Source organism: Streptomyces sp. NPDC047453, from assembly GCF_040643155.1.
Classification (GTDB): domain Bacteria; phylum Actinomycetota; class Actinomycetes; order Streptomycetales; family Streptomycetaceae; genus Streptomyces.
The window spans coordinates 122,037-147,907 of the sequence record NZ_JBEYTS010000005.1 but is presented as its reverse complement, the minus strand read 5'-3'; the positions used below and the strand labels follow the sequence as shown (position 1 = coordinate 147,907).

Sequence of the window (25,871 nt, the reverse complement as noted above, 5' to 3'; positions counted from 1 at the left end):
AGTCCCGCGCATGGCCGGTACCGGCCGGGACGCGTTCGCTCGCGACGGCACTTGAGAGGATGGGGTGCGTGACTGGAACCCTTGTATTGGCGGGCACTCCCATCGGCGACGTCCAGGACGCGCCGCCCCGGCTCGCGGAGGAACTGGCGGGCGCGGACGTGGTCGCCGCCGAGGACACCCGGCGGCTGCGCCGGCTCACCCAGGCGCTCGGCGTCACCCCCAAGGGGCGCGTCGTGTCGTACTTCGAGGGCAACGAGTCCGCCCGCACACCGGAACTGGTCGAGGAACTGCTCGGCGGGGCGCGCGTGCTGCTGGTGACGGACGCGGGCATGCCGTCCGTCTCCGACCCGGGTTACCGGCTGGTCGCGGCCGCCGTGGAGCGGGACGTCCGGGTGACGGCCGTACCGGGCCCGTCCGCCGTGCTCACCGCGCTCGCGCTGTCAGGGCTGCCGGTCGACCGGTTCTGTTTCGAGGGGTTCCTGCCGCGCAAGGCGGGCGAGCGGCTGACCCGGCTGCGGGAGGTCGCGGACGAGCGGCGCACGCTGGTCTACTTCGAGGCCCCGCACCGGCTCGACGACACGCTCGCGGCGATGGCCGAGGTGTTCGGCGCCGAGCGGCGGGCCGCCGTGTGCCGGGAGCTGACCAAGACCTATGAGGAGGTGCGCCGCGGCGGGCTCGGGGAGCTGGCCGCGTGGGCCGCCGAGGGCGTGCGCGGCGAGATCACCGTCGTGGTCGAGGGGGCGCCCGAGAAGGGGACCGAGGAGCTCGGCCCCGAGGAACTGGTGCGGCGGGTGCGGGTACGCGAGGAGGCCGGGGAACGCCGCAAGGAGGCCATCGCGGCGGTCGCGGTCGAGGCCGGGGTGCCCAAGCGGGAGGTGTTCGACGCGGTGGTCGCCGCCAAGCGCGCGGGGGCGTGAGACCTCGCTCACACCCGCTCTGAGCAGGGCGCGTCGCTCATGAGCGGCCGCCCCATGGGGCGGCAAAGAGCCGTCCGGGAAGGCAAAGGGACTTCGGCTGCCGGAGGGACCCTTTGGCAACCGGGGCCCAAAACGCCTCCAACACTCCCCTGCCCTCGCGCGTCGCCGACGGCGTAGGAGTTCACTGGACGACGGGACGGCAAGGCAGCCGTCCCCTTTGTCCAGCGGACACGAGGAGCTGGCATGAGCGACATCACAGGGCGGCGGTACGACCACCGCGGTACGGCCACGGCCGTCGTCAACGAGTCCTACTCCTTCGCCTGCATGAGGTGCGGGCACGGGTGGGAGCAGTCGTACGAGATCGAGCACTACACGGATGGCGACGGCGTCGAGTGCGTGCGGTACGTGGCGGACGGCCGCGTCGTGCCGTCCCCGCTGAGCCGGCCGCGCTGCCAGAACTGCGACGGGCACGTCGTCCGGATCATGATGGCGGGCCGGGTGTCGTCCGCGCAGAGCCATCTGCACCGGCACGAGGAGCGCCACCATCCGGCCGCGCCCGTGGCGAACCGGGTCGAGGCGTCCCCGCCGGGGGAGGAGGCGGTGGACCGCGCGCAGGACACCCGCACCGGCCACGACGACCACCACTGGCATCTGTCGGATCTGCTGCACCCCTTCCACCGCAAGGCGGGCTGAGCGCAGCCGGACGAGAGCGGTGGGCGATGAGGACCCGCCCCTTCCGTAGGATCGGGGCATGCCTTCGAACGCCGACAAGAACGCGGCGCCCCCGCTTCCGGAGCCGCTCCGGATACCGGTCGCCGACTCCCACACCCACCTCGACATGCAGTCCGGCACGGTCGAGGAAGGCCTGGCCAAGGCCGCGTCGGTGGGCGTGACGACGGTCGTCCAGGTCGGCTGCGACCTCAACGGCTCGCGGTGGGCCGCCGCGACGGCCGCGGCGTACGACAGCGTCCACGCGACGGTCGCCCTGCACCCGAACGAGGCTCCGCGCATCGTCCACGGCGACCCCGACGGCTGGTCGCGGCAGGGCGCGCGCGAGCCGGGCGGGGACGCCGGGCTCGACGAGGCCCTGGCCGAGATCGACCGGCTGGCCGCGCTGCCCCAGGTCAAGGGCGTCGGCGAGACCGGCCTTGACTACTTCCGCACCGGCCCCGAGGGCAAGGCGGCGCAGGAGCGGTCCTTCCGCGCCCATATCGAGATCGCCAAGCGGCACGGCAAGGCCCTCGTCATCCATGACCGGGACGCGCACGCCGACGTCCTGCGCGTCCTCAAGGAGGAGGGCGCCCCCGAGCGGACGGTGTTCCACTGCTACTCGGGCGACGCGGAGATGGCCGAGGTGTGCGCCCGCGCCGGCTACTACATGTCCTTCGCCGGCAACGTCACCTTCAAGAACGCCCAGAACCTGCGGGACGCCCTCGCCGTCGCCCCGGTGGAGCTGGTCCTGGTGGAGACCGACGCGCCCTTCCTGACCCCGGCGCCGTACCGCGGACGGCCCAACGCCCCGTACCTCGTTCCGGTCACGGTGCGTGCGATGGCCGCCGTGCGCGGTATCGACGAGGACGCCCTGGCGACGGCACTGGCGGTCAACACGGCCCGCGCCTTCGGCTACTGAGCGCATCCGGAGCGCTTTGGAGAGTGACGGGCGCTCCGCTAGGTTCTGGCCGCGTGAGCGATCTGCGGTACGAGACGTACGAGACGTACGGCGCATACGAGACCTACGAGACGTATGAGCCCTACGGGCCGTACAAGCAGTGCGAGCAGCACGGCGGCGCGTACGAGCAGGACAACCCGTACCAGCAGCGCAACCCGTACCAGCATTACGGCAGCCCGTACGAGCAGTACAACCCGTACCAGCGGTACGGCTCGCACGAGGACTACGAGCCCACTGTTGTCCACCACGACGTGCACACCGCGCAGACACTGCCGTACGGGCCCCACGGGTCGCCCTACGCGGACACGTACCGGCCCGCCCACGAGACCCTCCGCCGGTCCGCCGCTTACGAGCCCACCCAGCCGGTACTGCCCCGCCAGGCCCGTCCGGCCGGAAGCGGCACGGGGAGCGGCACGCACCGGGGCGCGCGGCGGCGCAGGGCGTGGTCCACGGAGCGGCCGGAGGCGTGCGTGCGCCGGCTGCTGCCCCGCGCGCTGGTCGTCGCGTTCCTGGCGGGCGGGACCACCGCGTTCGTCGCCGAGGACAAGGCGATCGAGCTCAGCGTCGACGGCAGCGAGCGCACCCTGCACACCTTCGCGGACGACGTCTCAGGACTGCTGGCCGACGAGGGCGTGCGGCTCGGGCCCCACGACGTGGTGCTGCCCGCCCCCGAGGCCGCGCTCACCAGCGGCGACGAGATCACCGTCCGCCACGGGCGGCCGGTCCGGCTCACGCTCGACGGACACCGCCGCGAGGTGTGGACGACGGCGCGCACGGTCGAGGAGGCGCTCAGGGAGCTGGGCGTGCGCGCGGAGGGGGCGTATCTCTCGGCCGCGCGCTCGAAGCCCATCGGACGCGCCGGACTCGCGCTCGACGTGCGCACCGAGCGTTCGGTGACCGTCATGGCGGACGGCCGCGCCCGCACCGTCCGCACCAACGCGGCGACCGTGCGGGACGTGGTGGAGCAGGCCGGGATCACCCTGCGGGGGCAGGACACCACCTCCGTGGCGCCGGGCAGCTTCCCTCGCGACGGGCAGACGGTCACCGTGCTGCGGATCACCGGGAGCCGGGAGGTGCGCGAGGAGCTCATCCCGTTCGCCGTGCGGCGCACCGCCGATCCGACCCTGCTCAGGGGAACGGAGGTCGTCGAGCGGGCCGGACAGCCGGGAGTGCGCCGGGTCGTGCACTCCGTGCGCACGGTCAACGGCGTGCGGCAGCGGCCGTGGCGCGTGGAGTCGGAGGTGGTGCGCGCGCCGCGGAAGCAGATCGTGAACGTCGGCACCAAGGCGCACCCGCGGTCGGTACGGGGCGCCGACCACCTCGACTGGCGGGGGCTGGCGCGGTGCGAGTCCCGCGGCCGGGTGGACGCCGTGGATCCCTCGGGCACGCACGGCGGCCTGTACCAGTTCGACGAAGACACCTGGCACAGCCTCGGCGGCCGTGGCCGCCCCCAGGACGCGCCGGCGGAGGAGCAGACCTACCGCGCGAAGAAGCTGTACGTGAGCCGGGGGGCGAGCCCCTGGCCCCACTGCGGCGACCGGTTGCGGGGGTAGGCGGGCGGGGGCGCGGGCGGACCGTCCCCCGGGTGCCGGCCTCCGCTTCGGGCGGCCGCGGGCCGGACCCGGCTCCGGCGGCCGTGGCAATCACGCCACCCGCGCCCCCGTACCCTTGTGCCGTGAGCAGCCCCGTCCCCGACGCCCTCCTGGGCCCCGCCGACGTCCGCGAACTGGCGGCAGCGCTCGGCGTACGCCCCACCAAGCAACGCGGCCAGAACTTCGTGATCGACGCGAACACCGTCCGCCGCATCGTCCGCACCGCCGACGTCCACCCCGAGGACGTGGTCGTCGAGGTCGGCCCGGGGCTCGGCTCCCTCACTCTCGCCCTGCTGGAGGCCGCCGACCGGGTCACCGCCGTCGAGATCGACGACGTACTCGCCGCCGCGCTGCCCGCGACCGTCGCCGCCCGCATGCCGGAGCGCGCCGGCCGTTTCGCGCTGGTCCACTCCGACGCGATGCACGTCACCGAGCTGCCGGGCCCCGCGCCCACCGCCCTGGTCGCGAACCTCCCCTACAACGTGGCCGTGCCCGTCCTGCTGCACATGCTCGACACCTTCCCGAGCATCGAGCGCACCCTCGTGATGGTGCAGGCGGAGGTCGCCGACCGGCTCGCCGCGGCGCCCGGCTCGAAGGTGTACGGCGTGCCGTCCGTGAAGGCCAACTGGTACGCCGAGGTCAAGCGGGCCGGGGCCATCGGCCGCAATGTCTTCTGGCCCGCGCCGAACGTCGACAGCGGACTGGTGTCCCTGGTCCGGCGCACGGAACCGATCGCGACCACCGCCACCAAGCGCGAGGTCTTCGCCGTCGTCGACGCGGCCTTCGCCCAGCGCCGCAAGACCCTGCGGGCCGCGCTCGCCGGGTGGGCCGGGTCGGCCGCGGCGGCGGAGGCGGCCCTGGTCGCCGCCGGGGTCTCCCCGCAGGCGCGGGGCGAGTCGCTGACGGTGGAGGAGTTCGCGCGGATCGCCGAGCACAAGGAGACCGGTAAGTGAGCGTCACCGTACGCGTTCCGGCCAAGGTCAACGTCCAGCTCGCCGTCGGCGCCGCCCGCCCCGACGGCTTCCACGACCTGGCGAACGTCTTCCTCGCGGTCGGCCTGTACGACGAGGTCACGGTCACCGAGGCCGACGAGCTGCGCGTGACCTGCGCGGGCCACGACGCCGACCAGGTCCCCCTGGACCGTACGAACCTCGCCGCCCGCGCCGCCCTCGTCCTCGCCGAACGCCACGGCCGCCGCCCCGACGTGCACATCCACATCGCCAAGGACATCCCGGTCGCCGGCGGCATGGCCGGCGGCAGCGCGGACGGCGCGGGCGCGCTGGCGGCCTGTGACGCACTGTGGGGCACGAACGCCTCCCGTGGCGAACTCCTCGACATCTGCGCCGAGTTGGGCAGTGACGTGCCGTTCAGTCTGGTCGGCGGGGCGGCGCTGGGCACCGGGCGCGGCGAGAAGCTGCGTCCGCTGGAGGTCGGCGGCACCTTCCACTGGGTGTTCGCGATGGCCGACGGCGGGCTGTCCACCCCGGCGGTGTTCCGCGAGTTCGACCGGCTCGGCGAGGGCACGGACATTCCCGAACCGGTCGCCTCCGAGGACCTGCTGGCCGCGCTGGAGAAGGGGGACACCGCCGCCCTCGCCGCCGCGCTCACCAACGACCTCCAGCCCGCCGCGCTCTCTCTGCGCCCGTCCCTCGCGGACACCCTCGCGGCGGGCCGCGCGGCGGGGGCCCTGGCGGGCCTGGTGTCGGGATCGGGGCCGACGACGGCGTTCCTCACGGCGGACGCCGAGTCGGCGGGGACGGTGGCGCGAGCCCTGCGGGAGTCCGGCACGTGCTGCGCGGTACGCGTGGCGGCGGGGCCCGCGCCGGGGGCCACGGTGCTCTGAGCGGCCCGGTCAGAGGGTGTCGATCTCCGTCAGGTCGATGTCGATGTCGAAGGGGACGGAGAGCTTCAGACGGTCGTGGTGGATTCCGGTGACGATGTAGGTCTTGGTGACCGGATCGCGTTCGTACACGTAGACGACCGGCCGTTCCTCCTCGCCCACCATCTCCACCAGCCAGAAGTGGTCGATGCCCGCGGCGGCGTACTTGCGCGGCTTGGTGTCGCGATCGCGGGACTCGGAGTCGGGCGAGACCACTTCCACGGCGAGGACGACGTCGGAGGCCCGGAAGGACGTCTGGCTGCGGCTGGTCACCGCCTCAGCGCGGATCACGGAGACATCCGGTTCCGGCCCGTTCTTGCGGTCGATGACGACGGTCATCTCCCGGGTGACTTTCAGCCTCGGTGGAGTCGTCCGGCGCAGGCCGCTCACCAGCAGGTCGATGACAATGCTGTGGAAATAGCGCTGCGGACTCACGAAAACCAGGCTCCCGTCGATCATCTCGGTGTGCGGCGGGAGGCCGGGCAGCGTGTGCAGGTCGTCCACGGTCCAGCCGTCCTGAGGCGGCATCGGCCACCGGGACGCAGGCTCGGGCTCGGGCACGGTCACCTCGGGAATGGGCTCGGCAGTCATGGTTCCTCCCATGGCGGGATCCTGGGACCTGCCTTCCCACGGTAGCGGCCGGTTCCCGATCACGTCATCACAAAGAGTGACCGTCCTCTCGCGCACCGTCCCCTGCCCGCGAGGCCCTACGCTAGAAGGCTGACCGACCCCCGCGCACAGGAGTGAAATGGCCGTCAACCTGGTCAATGTCGAGAACGTCAGCAAGGTGTACGGAACGCGCGCCCTGCTCGACGGTGTCTCGCTCGGTGTGTCCGAAGGGGATCGGATCGGGGTCGTCGGGCGCAACGGCGACGGCAAGACCACACTGATCCGGATGCTGGCCAGGCTGGAGGGAGCCGACACCGGACGGGTCACGCACTCCGGCGGACTGCGGCTCGGGGTGCTCACGCAGCACGACTCCCTCGACCCGGAGGCCACCGTCCGCCATGAGGTCATCGGGGACATGGCCGACCACGAGTGGGCGGGCAACGCCAAGGTCAGGGACGTCCTGACCGGACTGTTCGGCGGGCTCGACCTGCCGGGCTTCCCCAAGGGCCTCGACACCGTCATCGGGCCGCTGTCCGGCGGCGAGCGGCGGCGGATCGCGCTGGCCAAGCTGCTCATCGAGGAGCAGGACCTGCTCGTCCTGGACGAGCCCACCAACCACCTCGACGTCGAGGGCATCTCCTGGCTGGCCCGGCACCTGCGCGAGCGCCGCTCCGCGCTGGTGTGCGTCACCCACGACCGGTGGTTCCTCGACCAGGTCTGCACCCGCATGTGGGACGTGCAGCGCGGGGCGGTGCACGAGTACGAGGGCGGCTACTCCGACTACGTCTTCGCCCGCGCCGAACGCGAACGCATCGCCGCCTCCGAGGAGGCCAAACGGCAGAACCTGATCCGCAAGGAGCTGGCCTGGCTGCGGCGCGGCGCCCCCGCCCGCACCTCCAAGCCGCGCTTCCGCGTGGAGGCGGCCAACGAGCTGATCGCCGACGTGCCGCCGCCCCGCGACAGCAGCGAGCTGATGAAGTTCGCCTCCTCGCGGCTGGGCAGGACGGTCTTCGACCTCGAGGACGTCACCGTGCAAGCCGGGCCCAAGGTGCTGCTCAAGCACGTCACCTGGCACCTCGGGCCGGGCGACCGGATCGGTCTCGTCGGCGTCAACGGCGCCGGGAAGACCTCCTTGCTGCGGGCCATGGCGGACGCCGCCCGCACCGAGGGCGAGGCACAGCCCGCCGGCGGGCGGATCGCCGTCGGAAAGACCGTGAAGATCGCCTACCTCTCCCAGGAGGTCGCCGAACTCGACCCGGACTGGCGGGTCCTCGAAGCCGTGCAGCAGGTGCGCGAGCGCGTCGACCTCGGCAAGGGGCGGGAGATGACCGCCGGGCAGCTGTGCGAGACGTTCGGCTTCGGCAAGGAGAAGCAGTGGACGCCGGTGGGCGATCTGTCCGGCGGTGAGCGGCGGCGGCTGCAACTCCTGCGCCTGCTCATGGCCGAGCCCAACGTGCTCTTCCTCGACGAGCCCACCAACGACCTCGACATCGAGACCCTCACCCAGCTCGAGGACGTCCTCGACGGCTGGCCCGGCTCGATGATCGTCATCTCCCACGACCGCTTCTTCGTCGAGCGCACCACCGACACGGTGTACGCGCTCCTCGGCGACGGCGCGCTGCGGATGCTGCCGCGCGGCATCGACGAGTACCTGGAGCGGCGGCAGCGGATGGAGCAGCAGGCCGCGGCCGCCGCCCCGGTCCCGTCGCCCGCCGCCGAGCAGGCCGCGCCCGAGCGGAGCGCCGCCGAACTGCGCGCGGCGAAGAAGGAACTGCAGAAGATCGAGCGGCAGTTGGACCGGATCTCCGAGAAGGAGTCCACGCTGCACACGCGGATCGCCGAGCACGCCACCGACTTCGCGAAGGTCGCCGAACTCGACGCCGAGCTGCGCGCGTTGGCGGGGGAGCGGGAGGAACTGGAAATGCGCTGGCTCGAACTCGCCGAGGACGCGTAGCGCTGCGGGCGGGCCCGCCGCGGTCGGGCGCACGCGCCGTGTGAACGGCGCGTGGTGGTTTTCTGGAGGGAAATCCCCCGGGCCCGCCACGCATAACGGGCGCGTCACAGGCCGGTCCTCCCTTGGGAACAGGGGCCGACTCGGGCCGGTGGCGGGCAGGTTGCGAGTGATAAGAATGAGCCGTCCGGGGACTTTCCCGGGCGGCTCTGGGTTCTTCGAGTACCTCAGGGCGTGGCTAAAAAGCAGTAATTGAGGGGGAAGCGCGCTGATGTCTCAGCCGCCCAGCCAGCCGCCCCAGGGCGGCTTCGGAGCACCGCAGGATCAGCCGCAGCAACCGCAGGACCAGCCGCCGCAGTCCGGCGGCTTCGGGCCGCCGCAGCCCCCACCGGCCCAGGGTGGTTTCGGAGCCCCCCAGGACCCACCGGCCCAGGGTGGTTTCGGAGCCCCCCAGGACCCACCGGCCCAGGGTGGTTTCGGTGCCCCCCAGGACCCGCGCCAGGCCACGCCCCCGCCCCCGGCCCAGCCGCCGCAGACCCCGCCCGCCGGACCGCCGCAGCCCGGCTACGGCTACCCGCAGCAGCCCGGGCCCTACGCCCAGCCCGGCCCCTACGGCGCGCCCGCCGCGCCCGGCCCGTACGGGCAGCCGCAGCAGCCGGGTCCGTACGGGCAGCAGCCCGGCTACGGCTACCCGCAGCAGCCGCACTTCGCGGGCGCGCCCGGCACCCCGCCCCCCGGCGGCTCCGGCAGCCCGTTCAAGGGCAAAACCGCGGCCATCATCGGCGCCGCGGTGGCCGCCGTACTCGTCGCCGGTGTCACCGTCTGGGCCGTCAGCGGCGACGACGGCGGCAAGAAGCCGGTCGCCGACGCGAGCGACGACGCGAAGCCCTCGAAGTCGGCCGCCTCCGACGCCCCGGTCAACCCCGGTGACGGCAGCGGCGACGGCAAGGAGGAGGCGGAGGACCTCAACGCGGGCCGCAAGTCCGGCGAGGCCAAGGTGCTCTGGTACAAGGAGGCGCCCGCCGCGCCCGGTGGCGGCGCCGAGGCCCCCGGTATGTGGATCACCGGCAAGACGGCGGTGAAGGCGGCGTACAAGCAGGTCTTCGCCTACAACGTCGGTGACGGCAGGCCCACCTGGGAACCGATCACGTTCCCGGAGAAGATCTGCGCGGTGACACCGCAGAAGACGGCCGACGACAAGGTGGTCGTGGCCTACATGAGCGGCAGCAGCGACCGCGCCAAGTGCAACCAGCTCCAGCAGATCGACCTGAACACCGGGGCGAAGGGCTGGACCATCAAGGTCGAGGACGGCGAGCTGTTCGACAGCACGCTCACCATCGAGATGACCGTGGCCGGCAAGACGCTGATGGTGGGCCGCTCGCAGTCGGGCACGGCGTACGACATCGACAGCGGCAAGAAGCTCTTCGACAAGCGGCGCTACGGCCAGGCCTGCTTCCCCGGCGCCTTCGCGGGCGGTGCCCGGCTGCTCGCGGTGGCGTCCTGCGGGGCCGGCGGTTCGAACGAGCACGACGAGGTGCAGGAGCTCGACCCCGCGACCGGCGCGGTCAGGTGGACCAAGAAGATCCCCAAGAACTGGTCGGTCGAGCGTGTCTACTCCGTCGACCCGGTGGTCCTGTACTCGGTGGACAAGGACAAGAAGCACTGGAACATCTCGACGCTGACCGGCGGCGCCATCCGTTCCCAGGTGGACACCAAGTCGAATTTCAACGCCGACTGCGGCTGGGCCATCCTCGCCCGTAACCTCCAGGGCTGCCAGGCCGTCGCCTCCGACGCCGACACCCTCTACCTGCCCACCGACGTCACCACCGGCGCCAACGAGATCGTCGCCCTCGACCTCGCCACCGGCAAGGAGAAGTGGCGCGTGAAGTCCCCGACGGACACCTCGATGATGCCGCTCAAGGTGGAGAACGGGCAGCTCATCGTGTACGTCGAGCCGTCGTACGACGCGGGCGGCCAGATCGTGTCCGTGGCGACGGCGGGCTCGGCCCACACTCCGGTGAAGCTGCTCCAGAACCCGGAGGGCGCCGCGTCGATCGAGAACGGCTTCTACTCGCGAGCCGTCGACTGGGTCGACGGACGCTTCTACCTCTCCACCACCCGGCTGCGCGGAAAGGCCGACACGAAGGAGAAGCTGATGCTCGCCTACGGCAAGTGAGCCCGGCCGGCCGCACCACGCGCGGCCGGCGCCGCACGCCGTTCCGGCCACCCTGCTTCCCCGTCGTCCCGTCCCCTCCGCTTCCTCCGAGGTGCACCCGCCATGTCCCAGCCGCCCCCGCCGCCCAACCAGCCGCCGCAGCCCGGCGGCTTCGGCCAGCCACAGGGCCAGCAGCCGCAGCAGCCCGCACAGTCCCCGCAGACGCCGCCCGCGGGCGGCCCGGACTTCGCCAAGTCCCCCCAGCCGGCGCCGGGTTACGGCTACCCGCAGCCGCCGCAGGGCGCCCCGCAGACGCCGCCCCCGGCCGGACCGCCGCAGCCCCAGCCCGGCTACGGCTACCCGGGCGGGCAGCCGAACCCCTACGCCCAGTCGCCCGCCGCGCAGCCGGACCCGTACGGCGCCCAGCAGTCCGGGTACGGCTATCCCGGCCAGCAGCCGACCGTGCCGACGCAGCCGCAGACCGGAGCGCCGGGCGGCGGTCGGAAGGTCAACGCCCAGGTGGCGATGATCGTCTCGACCGTCGTCGTGATCGCGCTCATCATCGGCACCGGCATCTGGTACTCGAACAGGTCCGACGGCGGCAAGCAGGACACCGCCAGTTCCAGCGGCGGCACCGGCGGCAAGGAAGGCGACGGGAAATCCGGCTCCGGCGGCACGGAGAAGGCGCCGTCCGACCCGGCCGCCAAGGTCCTCTACCAGGTGCCGATGCCCGAGGTGAGCGACCTGGTCACCACCACCGGCTCCTGGCTCACCGGCAAGGCGTACGTCAAGAGCGGCGTCGCCGAGGTCGTCGGCTACGACCGGGACAAGGGCACCAAGCTGTGGACGATCGAGCTGCCCGGCCCGGTGTGCGAGGCCAGCAAGCACACCACCTCGGACGGCAAGTCGGCGATCGTCTACGAGCCGGCCATGCCGACCAAGGACAAGCCCACGCACGGCTGCAGCCAGGTCGCGGCGATCGACCTCGACGCGGGCAAGAAACTGTGGACGCAGACCGTCAAGTCCGGTGACCAGCCCATCAGGCTCGACAACGTCACCGTCAGCGGCGGCACGGTCGCCGTGGGCGGCACCAGCGGCGGCGCTGCCTTCGACATCGCGGACGGCAAGGTCCTGTGGGCCCCGAAGGCGGCCGACACCTGCTACGACTCCGGGTACGGCGGCGGCGCCAAGCTGGTCGCGGTGCGCAAGTGCGGCCAGTACGGGCAGCGCCAATTGCACATCCAGACGATCGACCCGAAGTCCGGCAAGGTGATCTCGGAGTACAAGATGTCGCAGGGCATCGAGTACGCCGCGATCGTCTCGACCGATCCGCTCGTCGTCGCCGCCGACGTCGGCCAGAGCGCGGGCGACGGCAGCGGCATCTCGGACTTCTTCTCCATCGACAACGGGACCGGCAAGCTGCGCGCCCACATCTCGGCGCCCGGCGACACCTACGCGGCCCGCTGCGACGGCATCAGCAGGGTCGAGGACTGCCGGGGCCTCGCGGTCGGCGGCGACCGGCTGTACGTGCCCACCGAGGACCACGACGGCAGCGAGGAGTTCCGCAAGACCAACGAGATCGTCGCGTTCGACCTGGGCACCGGCAAGCAGACCGGCCAGCGCGCCGACGCGGGCGACGGCTACCACATCTACCCGCTGCGCATGGACGGCGCCGACCTCATCGCGTACAAGAGCCCGCCCTACGACAAGGGCGGCCAGATCGTCAGCATCGACGGCGGCAGCTTCAAGCAGACCAAGCTGCTGGAGAACCCGGCCTCGCGGGACGTGCGCGACGCGGAGACCTCCATGTCCCCGGACCGCGCGGAGTTCCTCTACTCCCAGGGCCACCTCTACATGTCGTCGATCTACGCCCGCAAGGCGTCGTCCTCGTCCCTCGGCAAGGACTACCTGGCGCTGGCCTTCGGAGCGGGCGGCTGATCCGCCGCACGACCGGAACGAGACGGCCCCGCCCCTGACCGGGGGCGGGGCCGTGCGCTTACCACTCGGCGCCCTCGCATGACCCTCGAAATGAGTTTTGAATGCGAGGAATGCGAAAAGTCCGCCGATCCGGGGGTACTTCTCGCCGGTAGGGGCAGCGCGACGTCGAACAAGCGTGTAGCTTCCGGGGGCATGACGGGCGGCGTGCCGGGGGGCCGCCGCCCGGGGTTGGACATCCTTGGGGGGACTGGGGGCTCGATGGGAGTGCGGCTCATGGTGGTCGACGACCACCGGCTACTGGCCGAGGCGCTGGCCTCGGCGCTGAAGCTGCGCGGACACCGCGTGCTCGCCGCCGCGGCGCCGGCCGCGGGCGCGGCGGACCTGGTGATCAGCCGCGCTCCGGAGGTGTGCCTGCTGGGCACGGCGGCACCGGCCGAGCCCGGCACCTTCGACCCGGTGGTGAAGATCAAGCGGGAGCGTCCGCAGGTCGTGGTGGTCGTGCTCGGCCCGGTTCCGTCCCCGCGCGGCATCGCGGCCGCCTTCGCGGCGGGGGCCTCGGGATACGTACGCCATGACGAGCGCATCGAGGGCGTCGAGCGGGCGATCAACAAAGCGAGGGCGGGCGAGGCCGCCGTCGCTCCCCAGCTCCTCCAGGGCGCCTTCGGCGAGTTGCTGAACCCCGCCGCCCCACCGGACGACGAGGGCCAGCGTCTGCTGCGGATGCTCACCCCGCGCGAGGTGGAGGTCCTGGTCCGGGTCGCCGAGGGCGAGGACACCCGCCTGATCGCGGCCGGCATGGGCATCGCCCCCAGCACGGCCCGGACCCATGTCCAGCGCGTCCTGATGAAGCTCGGGGTGGGCTCGCGGCTGGAGGCGGCGGCCCTGGCGGCCCGCACCGGCCTGCTGGACCGCGCGGGCCCGCTGACGTGACCCCGTCGTCCGGCCCGGCTCTCCCGCGCCGGACGGGGGGCGCCCGGTTCACCTGCTCTCTTGCGAGGGGGCCCGCCGTTCAGACCGGGTAGGAATCGCATCGTGTGACAGCGGCGCGGAGTGCCGCCGCATCCGGATTCCAGGGCGCGGAGCGCCCTGACGGCCTGCCCGTTGGAGCCGGTCGAACTCGAACGCGTGTGCCTGGCGTTCGCTGATCGGGGTGATCGCATCGGAAGAGGGTGCGGCTGTTCGGGTGTCGCGCGTACGGTCGCATGGTGGGTGCCGGGTGAAAGGCCGCCGAGGAGCCCAGCAGCGCCTCGACGACGATCGCGAGGGCGTAGAGGTTCACTCCGGCGATCAGGATGGCCGCGAAGGCGAACAGGATCGAACTGAGTAGATGCGCCGGCCGGTCGAAGCGCAGCAGCAGGAACTCGGGTACGGACCGCACCTTGGAGCCGTAGTAGAAGGGCATCATCACCGGGCCGAGGAAGACCATGGCCGGGATGGCGCCGATCCAGTACCAGTGCACGGTGTACGCGCCGTACTGGGCGCTGTTGTTCCGCCATGCCGAGGTTGTTGATGGGCTTTGTTCGATCGTGACCTGAAAGGGGTGGTGGGTTGTGGCGTGTTATGTTTGATTGTGTTGGGGGTGGTGGGGTGCCGACGGGGTGCGGACTCGCGGACCGGTGGCCCGGGGACCAGTAGGGAGTTCCAACAGTGAAGAAGACCTCGACCCGGCTGGCCGACGGTCGTGAGCTCGTCTACTACGACCTGCGGGACGACACCGTGCGCGACGCGGTGGACCGGCGACCGCTGGAGCCGACGGTCACCACCTCGGAGGTGCGCCGGGACGCGCTGCTCGGCGACGCGGTCGCCGTCGCCTCCCACCGCCAGGGCCGCACCTACCACCCGCCGGCCGACGAGTGCCCCCTGTGCCCCTCCACGGGCGACCGCCTGAGCGAGATCCCCGACTCCTCCTACGACGTGGTGGTCTTCGAGAACCGCTTCCCCTCGCTGACCGGCGACCTCGGCCGCTGCGAGGTCGTCTGCTTCACCTCCGACCACGACGCCTCGTTCGCCGGCCTGAGCGAGCGGCAGGCCCGGCTGGTCCTGGACGCGTGGACGGACCGCACCGCGGAGCTGTCCCAACTGCCCTCCGTGGAGCAGGTGTTCTGCTTCGAGAACCGCGGATCCGAGATCGGCGTGACGCTGGGGCACCCGCACGGCCAGATCTACGCCTACCCCTTCACCACCCCGCGCACCGCGCTGATGCTGCGCTCACTGGCGGCCCACCGGGAGGCCACCGGTGGGGAGAACCTCTTCGACGCGGTCCTGGAGCGGGAACTGGCCGGCGAGCGGGTCGTCGTCGAGGGCGACCACTGGGTGGCCTTCGTCCCGTACGCGGCGCACTGGCCCTACGAGGTCCACCTGTACCCCCGGCGCCGGGTCCCCGACCTGCTCGGTCTCGACGAGGCGGCGCGCGCCGAGTTCCCCGGGATCTATCTGGACCTGTTGCGGCGCTTCGACCGGCTCTTCGGCGAGGGCGCCCCGCCGACTCCGTACATCGCCGCCTGGCACCAGGCCCCGTTCGGCATGCCGGCCGGCTCCGACGGTGTCACGCGCGACGACTTCGCGCTCCACCTCGAGCTTTTCACCATCCGCCGCACTTCCGGCAAGCTGAAGTTCCTCGCGGGTTCCGAGTCCGGCATGAACGTGTTCATCAACGACGTGCCGCCGGAGCGTGCGGCCGAGCGACTGCGGGAGGTAGCGGGTTCATGAGCGGGAAGTACCTGGTGACGGGTGGCGCGGGCTACGTCGGCAGTGTGGTCGCCCAGCACCTGCTGGAGGCCGGTCACGAGGTCGTCGTACTCGACAACCTGTCCACCGGCTTCCGTGAGGGCGTGCCCGCGGGCGCCTCCTTCGTCGAGGGCGACATCCGGGACGCCGCCAAGTGGCTGGACCCCTCCTTCGCCGCGGTGCTGCACTTCGCCGCCTTCTCGCAGGTGGGCGAGTCGGTGGTGAAGCCGGAGAAGTACTGGGAGAACAACGTCGGCGGCACGATGGCCCTGCTCACCGCGATGCGCGAGGCCGGCGTGCGCACGCTGGTCTTCTCCTCCACGGCGGCGACCTACGGCGAACCGGAGCGGGTCCCGATCGTCGAGACGGCCCCGACCCGGCCCACCAACCCCTACGGCGCCTCCAAGCTCGCCGTCGATCACATGATCGCCGGCGAGGCGGCGGCCCACGGCCTGGGCGCGGTCTCGCTGCGCTACTTCAACGTGGCCGGCGCCCACGGCGCGTACGGCGAACGCCACGATCCCGAGTCGCACCTGATCCCGCTGGTCCTCCGGGTCGCCCAGGGCAGGCGGGAGGCGATCTCCGTCTACGGCGACGACTACCCGACCCCGGACGGCACCTGCGTACGCGACTACATCCACGTGGCGGACCTCGCCGAGGCCCATCTGCTGGCCCTGGACGCGGCCCGGCCCGGCGAGCACCTGGTGTGCAACCTCGGCAACGGCAACGGCTTCTCCGTCCGCGAGGTCGTCGAGACCGTCCGGCGGGTCACCGGCCACCCCGTCCCGGAGGTCGTGGCCCCGCGCCGGGCCGGCGACCCGGCGGTCCTGGTCGCCTCGGCCGCGGCCGCCCGCGAAAAGCTCGGCTGGAACCCGACCCGCGCGGATCTCGCGGGTATCGTCGCGGATGCCTGGGAGTTCGCGCAGTACATCGCAAGGGAGCGGTAAGTGGGGGCACTTGAGGTCCGGGAAGGCTTCACCGAGCTGTACGGCGCCGAGCCGGAGGGGGTCTGGGCGGCGCCGGGCCGCGTCAACCTGATCGGCGAGCACACCGACTACAACGACGGCTTCGTGATGCCCTTCGCGCTGCCGCACGTCACGACCGCCGCGGTCGCGCGCCGCGACGACGGCGTACTGCGGCTGCACTCGGCCGATGTGCCGGGAGCGCCCGTGGAACTGCGGGTCGACGACCTCGCCCCGGAGTCCGACCGGAACTGGACCGGCTACCCCGCGGGCGTGGTCTGGGCCCTGCGCGAGGCGGGTCACGAGGTGACCGGCGCGGACGTCCACCTGGCGTCGACGGTCCCCACGGGCGCCGGCCTGTCCTCCTCCGCGGCCCTGGAGGTCGTGGTCGCCCTGGCCCTGAACGACCTCTACGCCCTCGGCCTGAAGGGCTGGCAACTGGCCCGCCTGTGCCAGCGCGCCGAGAACGTCTACGTCGGCGCCCCCACCGGCATCATGGACCAGACCGCCTCGGCCTGCTGCGAGTCGGGCCACGCCCTGTTCCTGGACACCCGCGACCTGTCCCAGCGTCAGATCCCCTTCGACCTGGCCGCCGAGGGCCTGCGCCTACTGGTCGTCGACACCCGGGTCCAGCACGCCCACAGCGGCGGCGAGTACGGCAGGCGCCGCGCGGGCTGCGAGAAGGGCGCGGCCCTGCTGGGCGTGGACGCCCTGCGCGACATCCCCTACGGAGGTCTGGACGCGGCGCTGGCCGACCTGGCCGGCGAGGAGGAGGTGGCCCGGCTGGTCCGCCACGTCGTCACCGAGAACGGGCGGGCGGAACGGGTGGTGTCCCTTCTGGAGTCGGGCGACATCAGGTCGATCGGCCCGATCCTGACCGAGGGCCATGCCTCCCTGCGCGACGACTTCCGCGTCTCCTGCCCCGAACTGGACCTGGTCGTCGACACGGCCCTCGCCTCCGGCGCCCTCGGCGCCCGGATGACCGGCGGCGGCTTCGGCGGCTCGGCGATCGTCCTGGCCGAGTCCTCCGACGTCCCCGCCCTCACCAAGGCGATCGAGCAGTCCTTCACGGACGCGGGCCACGGGACCCCGCGTGTCTTCGAGGCGGTTCCCTCGGCGGGCGCGAGGCGGCTGGCCTGACGGAACGGGAGCGGACGCGAGTCCCTTCGCCGGGAGCCGGTTCGGTCAGGGCAGGCGTTTGATCATGGTGTATTCGGTGATCCCCGGCGGGTAGTCGGGGATCGCGCAGACCACCTTGTAGTCGTGCCTGCGGTAGAAATCCGGGGCCTGGAAGTCCCAGGTCTCCAGGCGGGCGGCGACGCAGGCGCGTTCGCGGTGGGCGATGCGCTCGGCGCGGGTCAGCAGGCGGGAGCCGAGGCCCGTGCCGCGGTGGGGGTCGTCGACCCAGAGGTGGGTCACATGCAGCCAGGTCGCCCAGGTGTGGCCCACCAGCCCGCCCGCCAGATCGCCGGCGTCGTCCAACGCCCAGAGATGGATGGGGACTTCTCGGACGGCGGGGGTTCTGCGCAGGGCGTCGATGAGCGGGGAGGCCGCCGTGTTCGTGTCGCGGAGGCGGGAGCGGAGCAGATCGTGGCGCGCTTTGTCGACTTCTGCCTCAATACGAAACATGCGGCACACCCTAAACGCGTCGGCCGGTCAGTTCTGCGAATTGCCTTCCCCTCCCGGCTGCCGGCCGTACCCTGATGAGCGGCACCGGTGGGGGCCGGTGCTGGTCAGGGGGGCGAGAGGGCTCGGGCAGGACACCGGAGGCGGATGGCGGTCCGGTACGGCGAGGGCCGTGCGACCGCGCTCGGCTCCGGACGTCGGGTCCGTGCCGCTCGGCGTTCTCCGACGATGGGAGACTCCCCTGCTCTGACCAGGAGCGTGGGGAAGGGGGTTATCAGTGGTTCGTGTCCGAGTCCTGGTCGTCGACGACCACCGCATCTTCGCCGAGTCGCTCGCCGCCGCCCTGGCCGCCGAGCCCGACGTCGAGGTGTCCGCGGCCGGCTCCGGCCCGGCGGCACTGCGCTGCCTGGAGCGGGCGGCCGCCGACGGCCGCCGCTTCGACGTCGTGCTCGTCGACGCCGACCTCGGCGGCACCGTCCCCGGGGTCCGGCCCGCCGTCCCCGTGCGGGAGGGCGACGCGGACGGACTGGTGGACGGGATCTCGCTGGTCGCGGGGGTGCGGGGGGCCCAGCCGGGGGTGCGGACCGTCGTACTCGCCGAGAAGGACGACCCGCGGCGCGCCGCGCTCGCCCTCCAGGCCGGTGCCTGCGGCTGGGTCGCCAAGGACTGCTCGCTGTCCCGGCTGCTCACCGTCATCCGCGGAGTCCTGCGCGACGAGACCCATCTGCCGCCCGCCCTGCTCACCGGTGTACTGCGGGAGTTGACCGCCGCCCGCAAGCATCGCACCGAGAGCGAGCGCCTCGTGGAGTCGCTGACGCCGCGCGAGCGGGAGGTGCTGCGCTGCATGGTCGCGGGGCTGGGCCGCAAGGCCGTCGCCGAGCGGCTGTACCTGTCCCCGCACACTGTGCGCACCCATATGCAGAACGTTCTGGGCAAGCTCGGCGTGCACTCCACGCTGGCCGCCGTGGCACTGGCCCGCCGGGCCGGGGTGGGGCCGGCCGATCTGGGGCCCGCCGGGCGGATCGGGGTGGAGGAGAGCAGCAGCGCCTGAGCCCGCGCCGGTCCGCCCGGCAGGTCCTCTAGTGCTGCGACCGGAAAGGTTCACCGGCTCGCGACGCCCGGCACGGCTCCCCCAAGCTCTTCGAGCAGGGGGGACCCGCAGCCGCGTTGTCGCATCGCCCGAGTACATCCAGTACGAGGGTGATGCTCCGCCTTACGATGCTCCCCCACAGCCTGAACGGCGTGGGAGGTACCCCCAGCACCGGACGCCGCGAGCTTCCCGGCAAACCTTTCCGGCCGCAGCACTAGCCGGGGATGTTGTCGAACGGGGCGGTCAACTGGCGTAGCAGGCCGGCCAGTTCGCCGCGCTGCGCGGTCGACAGCTCGGCCAGCAGCGCGCGCTCCTGGTCCAGGAGCCCGGCCAGGGACCGGTCGGCGCGGTCCCGGCCCTCGTCCGTCAGGCGGACCAGCACCCCGCGCCGGTCGCTGGGGTCGGGGAGTCGCTCCACCAGGCCCTTCTTGGCCAGCCGGTCGATGCGGTTCGTCATCGTGCCCGAAGTGACCAGCGTCTGGGTCAGCAGTTGCCCGGGGGAGAGCTGGTAGGGCGAGCCCGCGCGCCTGAGCGCCGTCAGGACGTCGAACTCCCAGGGCTCCAGACTGTGCTCGGAGAAGGCGAGACGGCGTGCGCGGTCCAGGTGCCGGGCCAGCCTGCTCACCCGGCTGAGCACCTCGAGCGGTTCCACGTCGAGGTCCGGGCGCTCCCGGCGCCATGCTGCGACCAGCCGATCGACCTCGTCCTCCATGGCGATCAGTGTAGTGGTTGTGTCGACATGAAGTCTCTTGGCATCGAGTTTCTTGACGTCGAGATAACTACCGGGGGAGAGTGGTGAACGCAGCCGTCGACGACTCCCCGCACCTTCAGGAGGCCGCCATGTCCGCCCACAGCCCTGCCTGGGATCCCGCCCAGTACCTGCGCCACGCCGGCCACCGGGCCCGCCCCTTCGCCGACCTCCTCGCCCGCGTCCCCGCTCTGCCCGGCGACCGGCCCCGCATCGCCGACCTCGGCTGCGGCCCCGGCAACGTGACCGCTCTGCTCGCCGACCGCTGGCCCACCGCGCACATCACCGGCTACGACAACTCCCCGGCGATGCTCGACAAGGCCGTGGTCGACCACCAGGGCCCCACCCCCGGCGGCGGCCGCCTCGACTTCACTCCCGCTGACGCCCGCACCTGGACCCCCGGCGAGCCGTACGACCTGATCGTCAGCAACGCCACGCTCCAGTGGGTGCCCGGGCACGCGGACCGCTTCGCCGACTGGGTGGCGGGGCTGCGCCCCGGCGGCACCTTCGCCTTCCAGGTCCCCGGCAACTTCTCCGCCCCCAGTCACCGGCTCATGCGCGAACTCGCCGGCTCCGCCCGCAGGCGCGACCGGCTCGCGGATGTCCTGCGCCACGAGGACGCGGTGCTCGCCCCCGAGGCCTATCTGGAGCGGCTGACCGGCCTCGGCTGCGCCGCCGACGTCTGGGAGACCACGTACATCCACCTGCTGACCGGTGAGGACCCGGTGCTGGACTGGGTGAAGGGCACCGGTCTGCGACCCGTGCTCACCGCCCTCGCCGACGACCCGGCGGCCCGCGAGGAGTTCCTGGCCGAGTACCGCGCCGCCCTGCGGGTGGCCTACCCGGCCGGACCGCACGGCACCCCGTTCCCCTTCCGCCGCATCTTCGCGGTCGCCACCAAGGAGGCGTGAGGCATGCTCGCCGCCGTCGACCACGTCCAGCTCGCCGCACCGCCCGGCTCCGAGGACGACCTGCGGGCGTACTACGCCGGTGTCCTCGGCATGACGGAGGTCCCCAAGCCGCCGTCTCTGGCCGCGCGCGGCGGCTGCTGGTTCCAGGCCGGGGCCGTCCGGCTCCACCTGGGCATCGAGCGGGACTTCCGCCCCGCGGGGAAGGCCCACCCGGGGCTCCGGGTGACGGCCGTCGAGGCCTTCGCCGCCCGGCTCGCGGCGCACGGCGCGAAGGTCGTCTGGGACGACGGCCTGCCGGGCCACAGACGCTTCTACTCCGAGGACCCCGTCGGCAACCGCCTGGAGTTCCTGGAGCCGCTCGCCTAGGACTTGCGGTGCCCGATCAGCCGGGGCCGCGGCTCCAGTCCGTCCAGCCCGTGCCAGGCCAGGTTCACCAGGTGGGCGGCGACCTCCGCCTTCTTCGGGCGGCGGACGTCCAGCCACCACTGGCCGGTCAGGGCGACCATGCCGACCAGCGCCTGGGCGTACAGCGGGGCCAGCTTCGGGTCGAAGCCGCGCGACTTGAACTCGCGGCCCAGGATGTCCTCCACCTGCGTGGCGATGTCGGAGATCAGGGAGGCGAAGGAACCCGTCGACTGGGGGATGGGGGAGTCGCGGACCAGGATGCGGAAGCCGTCCGTGCACTCCTCGATGTAGTCCAGCAGCGCGAACGCCGCCTGCTCGCACAGTTCGCGGGGGTGGCCCGCCGTCAGCGAGCTGGTGACCATGTCCAGCAGCCGCCGCATCTCGCGGTCCACCACGACGGCGTACAGGCCCTCCTTGCCGCCGAAGTGCTCGTACACCACCGGCTTGGACACCCCGGCCTTGGCCGCGATCTCCTCCACCGAGGTGCCCTCGAAGCCCTTCGCCGCGAACAGCGTGCGACCGATCTCCAGCAGTTGCTGGCGGCGCTCGGCACCGGTCATACGGGTACGGCGCGTGCGCCGCGGCTTGTCATTGCTGGGGGTGCTGGAGTCGGTCGCCACGCCGTCAATCATGCCGCCTCGGCGGTCTTCCTCCGGCGGCGGGAGTCGCCCTCCCCGTCGTTGCGGCGGGAATCGATACGCGAGCGTGACGGCCAGCGCACGTCATAGGCCCAGCCGAACCGCTCGCACCAGCGGATGATCCGGGCCGAGGAGTCCAGCTGGCCGCGCTCCACCCCGTGCCGGGCCGAGGTCGGGTCGGCATGGTGCAGGTTGTGCCAGGACTCGCCGCAGGACAGGACCGCCAGCCACCACACGTTGCCCGAGCGGTCCCGCGACTTGAACGGGCGCTTGCCGACCGCGTGGCAGATGGAGTTGATCGACCAGGTCACGTGGTGCAGCAGCGCCACCCGGACCAGCGAGCCCCAGAAGAACGCGGTGAACGCGCCCCACCACGACATCGTGACCAGGCCGCCGATCAGCGCCGGCAGCAGCAGCGACACCACGGTCCACAGGATGAACTGACGGGAGATCGTCCGCAGGGTCCGGTCCTTGATCAGGTCCGGGGCGTACTTGTCCTGCGGCGTCTGCTCCTCGTCGAACATCCAGCCGACATGGGCCCACCACAGGCCCTTCAGCAGCGCCGGAACCGTCTCGCCGTACCGCCACGGGGAGTGCGGATCACCCTCGTGGTCGGAGAACTTGTGATGCCTGCGGTGGTCGGCGACCCAGCGGACCAGGGGTCCCTCGACCGCCATCGACCCCGCGATCGCCAGCGCGATCCTCAGCGGCCGCTTCGCCTTGAACGAGCCATGTGTGAAATGCCGGTGGAAACCGATCGTGATGCCGTGACAGCCGAGGAAGTAGAAGAAGACCAGCAGGCCGAGGTCCAGCCAGCTCACCCCCCAGCCCCACGCCAGCGGCACCGCCGCGAGCAGTGCGAGGAACGGAACGGTGATGAAGAGCAGCAGCGTGATCTGCTCGATCGAACGCTTCTGCTCACCTCCCAGGGTGGCGGAGGGAAGAGAGGTGTCGGTCGCCTTCGGGGCGTCGTCGATCACATCGGAGCTTGTGGTCATGGGCGTCCCCTGTGGGGTCGAGGGTCGAGAGGGGTCATCGGGGGTCAGGGAACCGGTCAGCTCCCTACGGTTCCGTAACCTACGGCGTCGTAAGTATGGCAGCGTGTCGCGCCGCGGCAAGAGCCCCTAGCCTGCGCGTCCCCCTCGACACCTAGACTTGGAGGCGGTCGGACAGCGCGGTCCGCTCTGAAGAATTCCTTCCCGGACACCTGGCCCGTAAGCGGCAGCCGCCGCGCGGCACTCGTCCGGGTCCCCTCCCAGACGTGCTTCAACCCGCAAGGAGCCGCACCTGTGAGCAGTGCCGACGACCAGACGACGACCAGCGCCGAGCTGCGTGCCGACATCCGCCGACTGGGTGACCTCCTCGGGGAGGCCCTGGTACGGCAGGAAGGCCCCGAGCTCCTCGACCTGGTCGAGAAGGTCCGCCGCCTCACCCGAGAGGACGGTGAGGCCGCCGCCGAACTGCTGCGCGGAACCGAACTCGACACCGCGGCCAAGCTGGTCCGCGCCTTCTCCACCTACTTCCATCTGGCGAACGTCACCGAGCAGGTGCACCGCGGACGCGAACTGCGTGCCCGGCGCGCCGCCGAGGGCGGCCTGCTCGCCCGCACCGCCGACCGTCTCAAGGACGCCGACCCCGAACACCTGCGCGAGACCGTCCGGCACCTGAACGTTCGCCCGGTCTTCACCGCCCACCCCACCGAGGCCGCCCGCCGCTCGGTCCTCAACAAGCTCCGGCGCATCGCCGCGCTCCTGGAGGCCCCGGTCGCCGAGTCCGACCGCCGCCGCCTGGACACCCGGCTGGCAGAGAACATCGACCTCGTCTGGCAGACCGACGAGCTCCGCGTCGTCCGTCCCGAGCCCGCCGACGAGTCCCGCAACGCCATCTACTACCTCGACGAACTCCACGCCGGCGCCGTCGGCGACGTCCTGGAGGACCTCACCGCGGAACTGGAGCGCGTCGGCGTCAAGCTGCCCGACGACACCCGCCCCCTCACCTTCGGCACCTGGATCGGCGGCGACCGTGACGGCAACCCCAACGTGACCCCCGAGGTCACCTGGGACGTGCTGATCCTCCAGCACGAGCACGGCATCAACGACGCCCTCGACATGATCGACGAGCTGCGCGGCTTCCTGTCCAACTCGATCCGCTACACCGGCGCCACCGACGCACTGCTCCAGTCCCTCGGGACCGACCTGGAGAACCTGCCGGAGATCAGCCCCCGCTACAAGCGGCTCAACGCCGAGGAGCCCTACCGGCTCAAGGCCACCTGCATCCGCCAGAAGCTTGTCAACACCAAGCAGCGCCTGGCCACCGGCACCGCGCACGAGGCAGGCCGCGACTACCTCGGCACCGCCGAACTCCTGCGCGACCTGCGGATCATCCAGGACTCCCTGCGGGAGAACCGCGGCGGCCTGTTCGCCGACGGCCGCCTGGGCCGCACCATCCGCACCCTGGCCGCCTTCGGCCTCCAGCTGGCCACCATGGACGTCCGCGAGCACGCCGACGCCCACCACCACGCCCTCGGCCAGCTCTTCGACCGGCTCGGCGAGGAGTCCTGGCGCTACGCCGACATGCCCCGCGAGTACCGCGCCAAGCTGCTCGCCAAGGAGCTGAGGTCCAGGAGGCCGCTCGCCCCCACCCCGGCCCCCGTCGACGCGGCCGGCGCCAAGACCCTCGGCGTCTTCGAGACGGTCAAGCGGGCCCTGAGCGTCTTCGGGCCCGAGGTCATCGAGTCGTACATCATCTCCATGTGCCAGGGCGCCGACGACGTCTTCGCCGCCGCCGTGCTGGCCCGCGAGGCCGGACTCGTCGACCTGCACGCCGGCTGGGCCAGGATCGGCATCGTGCCGCTGCTGGAGACCACCGACGAGCTGAGGGCCGCCGACACGATCCTGGAGGACATGCTCTCCGACCCGTCCTACCGGCGCCTGGTCGCGCTCAGGGGCGAAGTGCAGGAGGTCATGCTCGGGTACTCCGACTCCTCCAAGTTCGGCGGCATCACCACCAGCCAGTGGGAGATCCACCGCGCCCAGCGGCGCCTGCGCGACGTCGCCCACCGCTACGGCGTACGGCTGCGGCTCTTCCACGGCCGCGGCGGCACCGTCGGCCGCGGCGGCGGCCCCACCCACGACGCCATCCTCGCCCAGCCCTGGGGCACTCTGGAGGGCGAGATCAAGGTGACCGAGCAGGGCGAGGTCATCTCCGACAAGTACCTCATCCCGTCCCTGGCCAGGGAGAACCTGGAACTGACGGTCGCGGCGACCCTTCAGGCCTCCGCCCTGCACACCGCCCCGCGCCAGTCGGGGGAGGCGCTGGCCCGCTGGGACGCCGCGATGGACGTGGTGTCCAACGCCGCCCACGCCGCCTACCGCAGGCTCGTCGAGGACCCCGATCTGCCGGCGTACTTCTTCGCCTCCACCCCGGTGGACCAGCTCGCCGACCTGCACCTGGGCTCGCGTCCCTCGCGCCGCCCCGACTCCGGTGCCGGACTCGACGGACTGCGCGCCATCCCCTGGGTGTTCGGCTGGACCCAGTCCCGGCAGATCGTGCCCGGCTGGTTCGGCGTCGGCTCCGGGCTGAAGGCGCTGCGCGAGGCGGGCCTGCGGCTGGAAGGGGACACCGTGCTCGACGAGATGCACGGACAGTGGCACTTCTTCCGCAACTTCATCTCCAACGTCGAGATGACCCTCGCCAAGACCGACCTGCGCATCGCGCAGCACTACGTCGACACCCTCGTCCCCGACGAGCTCAAGCACATCTTCGACACCATCCGGGCCGAGCACGAACTCACCGTGCGCGAGGTGCTGCGCGTCACCGGCGAGAGCGAACTCCTCGACGCACAGCCCGTGCTCAGGCAGACCTTCGCCATCCGCGACGCCTACCTCGACCCGATCTCCTACCTCCAGGTCACCCTGCTCAAGCGGCAGCGCGACGCGGCGGCGGCCGGCCGGGAACCCGACCCGCTGCTCTCCCGGGCCCTGCTGCTCACGGTCAACGGCGTGGCGGCCGGCCTGCGCAACACCGGCTGACCACCCGGGAACGGCGAAGGGTG

General features: G+C 72.1%; 22 protein-coding genes and 1 pseudogene. 17 read left to right on the top strand and 6 right to left on the bottom strand.

The features are described from left to right. Positions 1-68 precede the first annotated feature (68 nt). The 6 genes from rsmI (at position 69) to ABZ818_RS07375 (ending at position 6,021) form a co-directional block, all read left to right on the top strand. The gene (gene rsmI, locus ABZ818_RS07400; RefSeq protein ID WP_361411890.1) at positions 69-917 is read left to right on the top strand and encodes a 16S rRNA (cytidine(1402)-2'-O)-methyltransferase; all 849 of its coding nucleotides are present in this window, start codon (positions 69-71) and stop codon (positions 915-917) included. 243 nt (positions 918-1,160) lie between these two features. Beyond that, positions 1,161-1,610, top strand: a complete 450-nt coding sequence (locus tag ABZ818_RS07395) for a hypothetical protein (RefSeq protein WP_361411888.1) — start codon at positions 1,161-1,163, stop codon at positions 1,608-1,610. A 58-nt stretch (positions 1,611-1,668) separates the two neighbouring features. Then, positions 1,669-2,547: a TatD family hydrolase gene (locus ABZ818_RS07390; RefSeq protein ID WP_361411886.1), complete on the top strand. Its 879-nt coding sequence runs from the start codon at positions 1,669-1,671 to the stop codon at positions 2,545-2,547. 53 nt (positions 2,548-2,600) lie between these two features. Then, a complete protein-coding gene (locus ABZ818_RS07385) occupies positions 2,601-4,139 on the top strand; it encodes a ubiquitin-like domain-containing protein (protein WP_361411884.1) in 1,539 nt (512 codons plus the stop codon). Positions 4,140-4,261: 122 nt separating this feature from the next. After that, the gene (gene rsmA / locus ABZ818_RS07380; protein WP_361411882.1) at positions 4,262-5,131 is read left to right on the top strand and encodes a 16S rRNA (adenine(1518)-N(6)/adenine(1519)-N(6))-dimethyltransferase RsmA; all 870 of its coding nucleotides are present in this window, start codon (positions 4,262-4,264) and stop codon (positions 5,129-5,131) included. Beyond that, positions 5,128-6,021 carry a 4-(cytidine 5'-diphospho)-2-C-methyl-D-erythritol kinase gene (locus ABZ818_RS07375; RefSeq protein WP_361411880.1) on the top strand — a complete coding sequence of 298 codons (894 nt, stop codon included), beginning with the start codon at positions 5,128-5,130 and terminating at the stop codon, positions 6,019-6,021. Before rsmA ends, ABZ818_RS07375 begins: the two co-directional genes overlap by 4 nt. 9 nt (positions 6,022-6,030) lie before the next feature. On the opposite strand, the gene ABZ818_RS07370 is transcribed toward ABZ818_RS07375, so the two are convergent. Further along, positions 6,031-6,648 (bottom strand): Uma2 family endonuclease, encoded by a 618-nt coding sequence (locus ABZ818_RS07370; protein ID WP_225074778.1) that lies wholly within the window; start codon positions 6,646-6,648, stop codon positions 6,031-6,033. A gap of 157 nt (positions 6,649-6,805) precedes the next feature. On the opposite strand from ABZ818_RS07370, the gene ABZ818_RS07365 reads away from it, so the two are divergent. From ABZ818_RS07365 to ABZ818_RS07350, 4 genes are all read left to right on the top strand, one after another. Beyond that, complete coding sequence (locus ABZ818_RS07365; RefSeq protein ID WP_361411878.1) at positions 6,806-8,620, top strand: ABC-F family ATP-binding cassette domain-containing protein; 1,815 nt, start codon at positions 6,806-6,808, stop codon at positions 8,618-8,620. Between the two features lie 268 nt (positions 8,621-8,888). Next, a complete protein-coding gene (locus ABZ818_RS07360; RefSeq protein ID WP_361411876.1) occupies positions 8,889-10,793 on the top strand; it encodes a PQQ-binding-like beta-propeller repeat protein in 1,905 nt (634 codons plus the stop codon). A 102-nt stretch (positions 10,794-10,895) separates the two neighbouring features. Then, positions 10,896-12,710 (top strand): PQQ-binding-like beta-propeller repeat protein, encoded by a 1,815-nt coding sequence (locus ABZ818_RS07355; RefSeq protein WP_361411874.1) that lies wholly within the window; start codon positions 10,896-10,898, stop codon positions 12,708-12,710. Positions 12,711-12,968: 258 nt separating this feature from the next. Next, on the top strand, positions 12,969-13,640 hold the full coding sequence (locus ABZ818_RS07350) for a LuxR C-terminal-related transcriptional regulator (RefSeq protein WP_361411872.1): 672 nt from the start codon (positions 12,969-12,971) through the stop codon (positions 13,638-13,640). A 304-nt stretch (positions 13,641-13,944) separates the two neighbouring features. Here ABZ818_RS07350 and ABZ818_RS07345 read toward each other — a convergent pair. Next, a pseudogene (locus ABZ818_RS07345) lies at positions 13,945-14,196 on the bottom strand (Na+/galactose cotransporter); the annotation flags it as partial. 161 nt (positions 14,197-14,357) lie between these two features. Between ABZ818_RS07345 and galT the strand changes: the two are divergent. From galT to galK, 3 genes are read left to right on the top strand one after another with little or no spacing between them, the layout of a single operon-like run. Then, a complete protein-coding gene (gene galT, locus ABZ818_RS07340) occupies positions 14,358-15,419 on the top strand; it encodes a galactose-1-phosphate uridylyltransferase (protein WP_361411870.1) in 1,062 nt (353 codons plus the stop codon). After that, complete coding sequence (gene galE, locus ABZ818_RS07335; protein ID WP_361411868.1) at positions 15,416-16,384, top strand: UDP-glucose 4-epimerase GalE; 969 nt, start codon at positions 15,416-15,418, stop codon at positions 16,382-16,384. Before galT ends, galE begins: the two co-directional genes overlap by 4 nt. Then, a complete protein-coding gene (gene galK / locus ABZ818_RS07330) occupies positions 16,385-17,539 on the top strand; it encodes a galactokinase (RefSeq protein ID WP_361411866.1) in 1,155 nt (384 codons plus the stop codon). It begins immediately after the preceding gene. Between the two features lie 45 nt (positions 17,540-17,584). Here galK and ABZ818_RS07325 read toward each other — a convergent pair whose 3' ends face one another. Further along, positions 17,585-18,028, bottom strand: coding sequence for a GNAT family N-acetyltransferase (locus tag ABZ818_RS07325; RefSeq protein WP_361411864.1), 444 nt, complete (start codon positions 18,026-18,028; stop codon positions 17,585-17,587). Between the two features lie 274 nt (positions 18,029-18,302). On the opposite strand from ABZ818_RS07325, the gene ABZ818_RS07320 reads away from it, so the two are divergent. Beyond that, complete coding sequence (locus ABZ818_RS07320) at positions 18,303-19,076, top strand: response regulator transcription factor (protein WP_361411862.1); 774 nt, start codon at positions 18,303-18,305, stop codon at positions 19,074-19,076. 253 nt (positions 19,077-19,329) lie between these two features. On the opposite strand, the gene tamR is transcribed toward ABZ818_RS07320, so the two are convergent. Further along, the gene (tamR, locus tag ABZ818_RS07315; RefSeq protein ID WP_100571061.1) at positions 19,330-19,827 is read right to left on the bottom strand and encodes a MarR family transcriptional regulator TamR; all 498 of its coding nucleotides are present in this window, start codon (positions 19,825-19,827) and stop codon (positions 19,330-19,332) included. 128 nt (positions 19,828-19,955) lie between these two features. On the opposite strand from tamR, the gene ABZ818_RS07310 reads away from it, so the two are divergent. Both ABZ818_RS07310 and ABZ818_RS07305 read left to right on the top strand, forming a co-directional pair. Next, positions 19,956-20,774, top strand: coding sequence for a trans-aconitate 2-methyltransferase (locus ABZ818_RS07310; protein WP_361412078.1), 819 nt, complete (start codon positions 19,956-19,958; stop codon positions 20,772-20,774). 3 nt (positions 20,775-20,777) lie between these two features. Next, positions 20,778-21,140, top strand: a complete 363-nt coding sequence (locus ABZ818_RS07305; RefSeq protein WP_361411859.1) for a VOC family protein — start codon at positions 20,778-20,780, stop codon at positions 21,138-21,140. On the opposite strand, the gene ABZ818_RS07300 is transcribed toward ABZ818_RS07305, so the two are convergent. Then, the gene (locus ABZ818_RS07300) at positions 21,137-21,811 is read right to left on the bottom strand and encodes a TetR/AcrR family transcriptional regulator (protein WP_361411857.1); all 675 of its coding nucleotides are present in this window, start codon (positions 21,809-21,811) and stop codon (positions 21,137-21,139) included. The two genes, ABZ818_RS07305 and ABZ818_RS07300, sit on opposite strands and share 4 nt — an antisense overlap. Then, entirely contained in the window at positions 21,808-22,815 is a 1,008-nt protein-coding gene (locus tag ABZ818_RS07295) for an acyl-CoA desaturase (protein WP_361411855.1), read from the bottom strand. Before ABZ818_RS07295 ends, ABZ818_RS07300 begins: the two co-directional genes overlap by 4 nt. A gap of 291 nt (positions 22,816-23,106) precedes the next feature. Here ABZ818_RS07295 and ppc point away from each other — a divergent pair, with 291 nt between their 5' ends. After that, positions 23,107-25,848, top strand: a complete 2,742-nt coding sequence (gene ppc, locus ABZ818_RS07290; protein WP_361411853.1) for a phosphoenolpyruvate carboxylase — start codon at positions 23,107-23,109, stop codon at positions 25,846-25,848. The last annotated feature ends 23 nt before the right edge of the window (positions 25,849-25,871 follow it).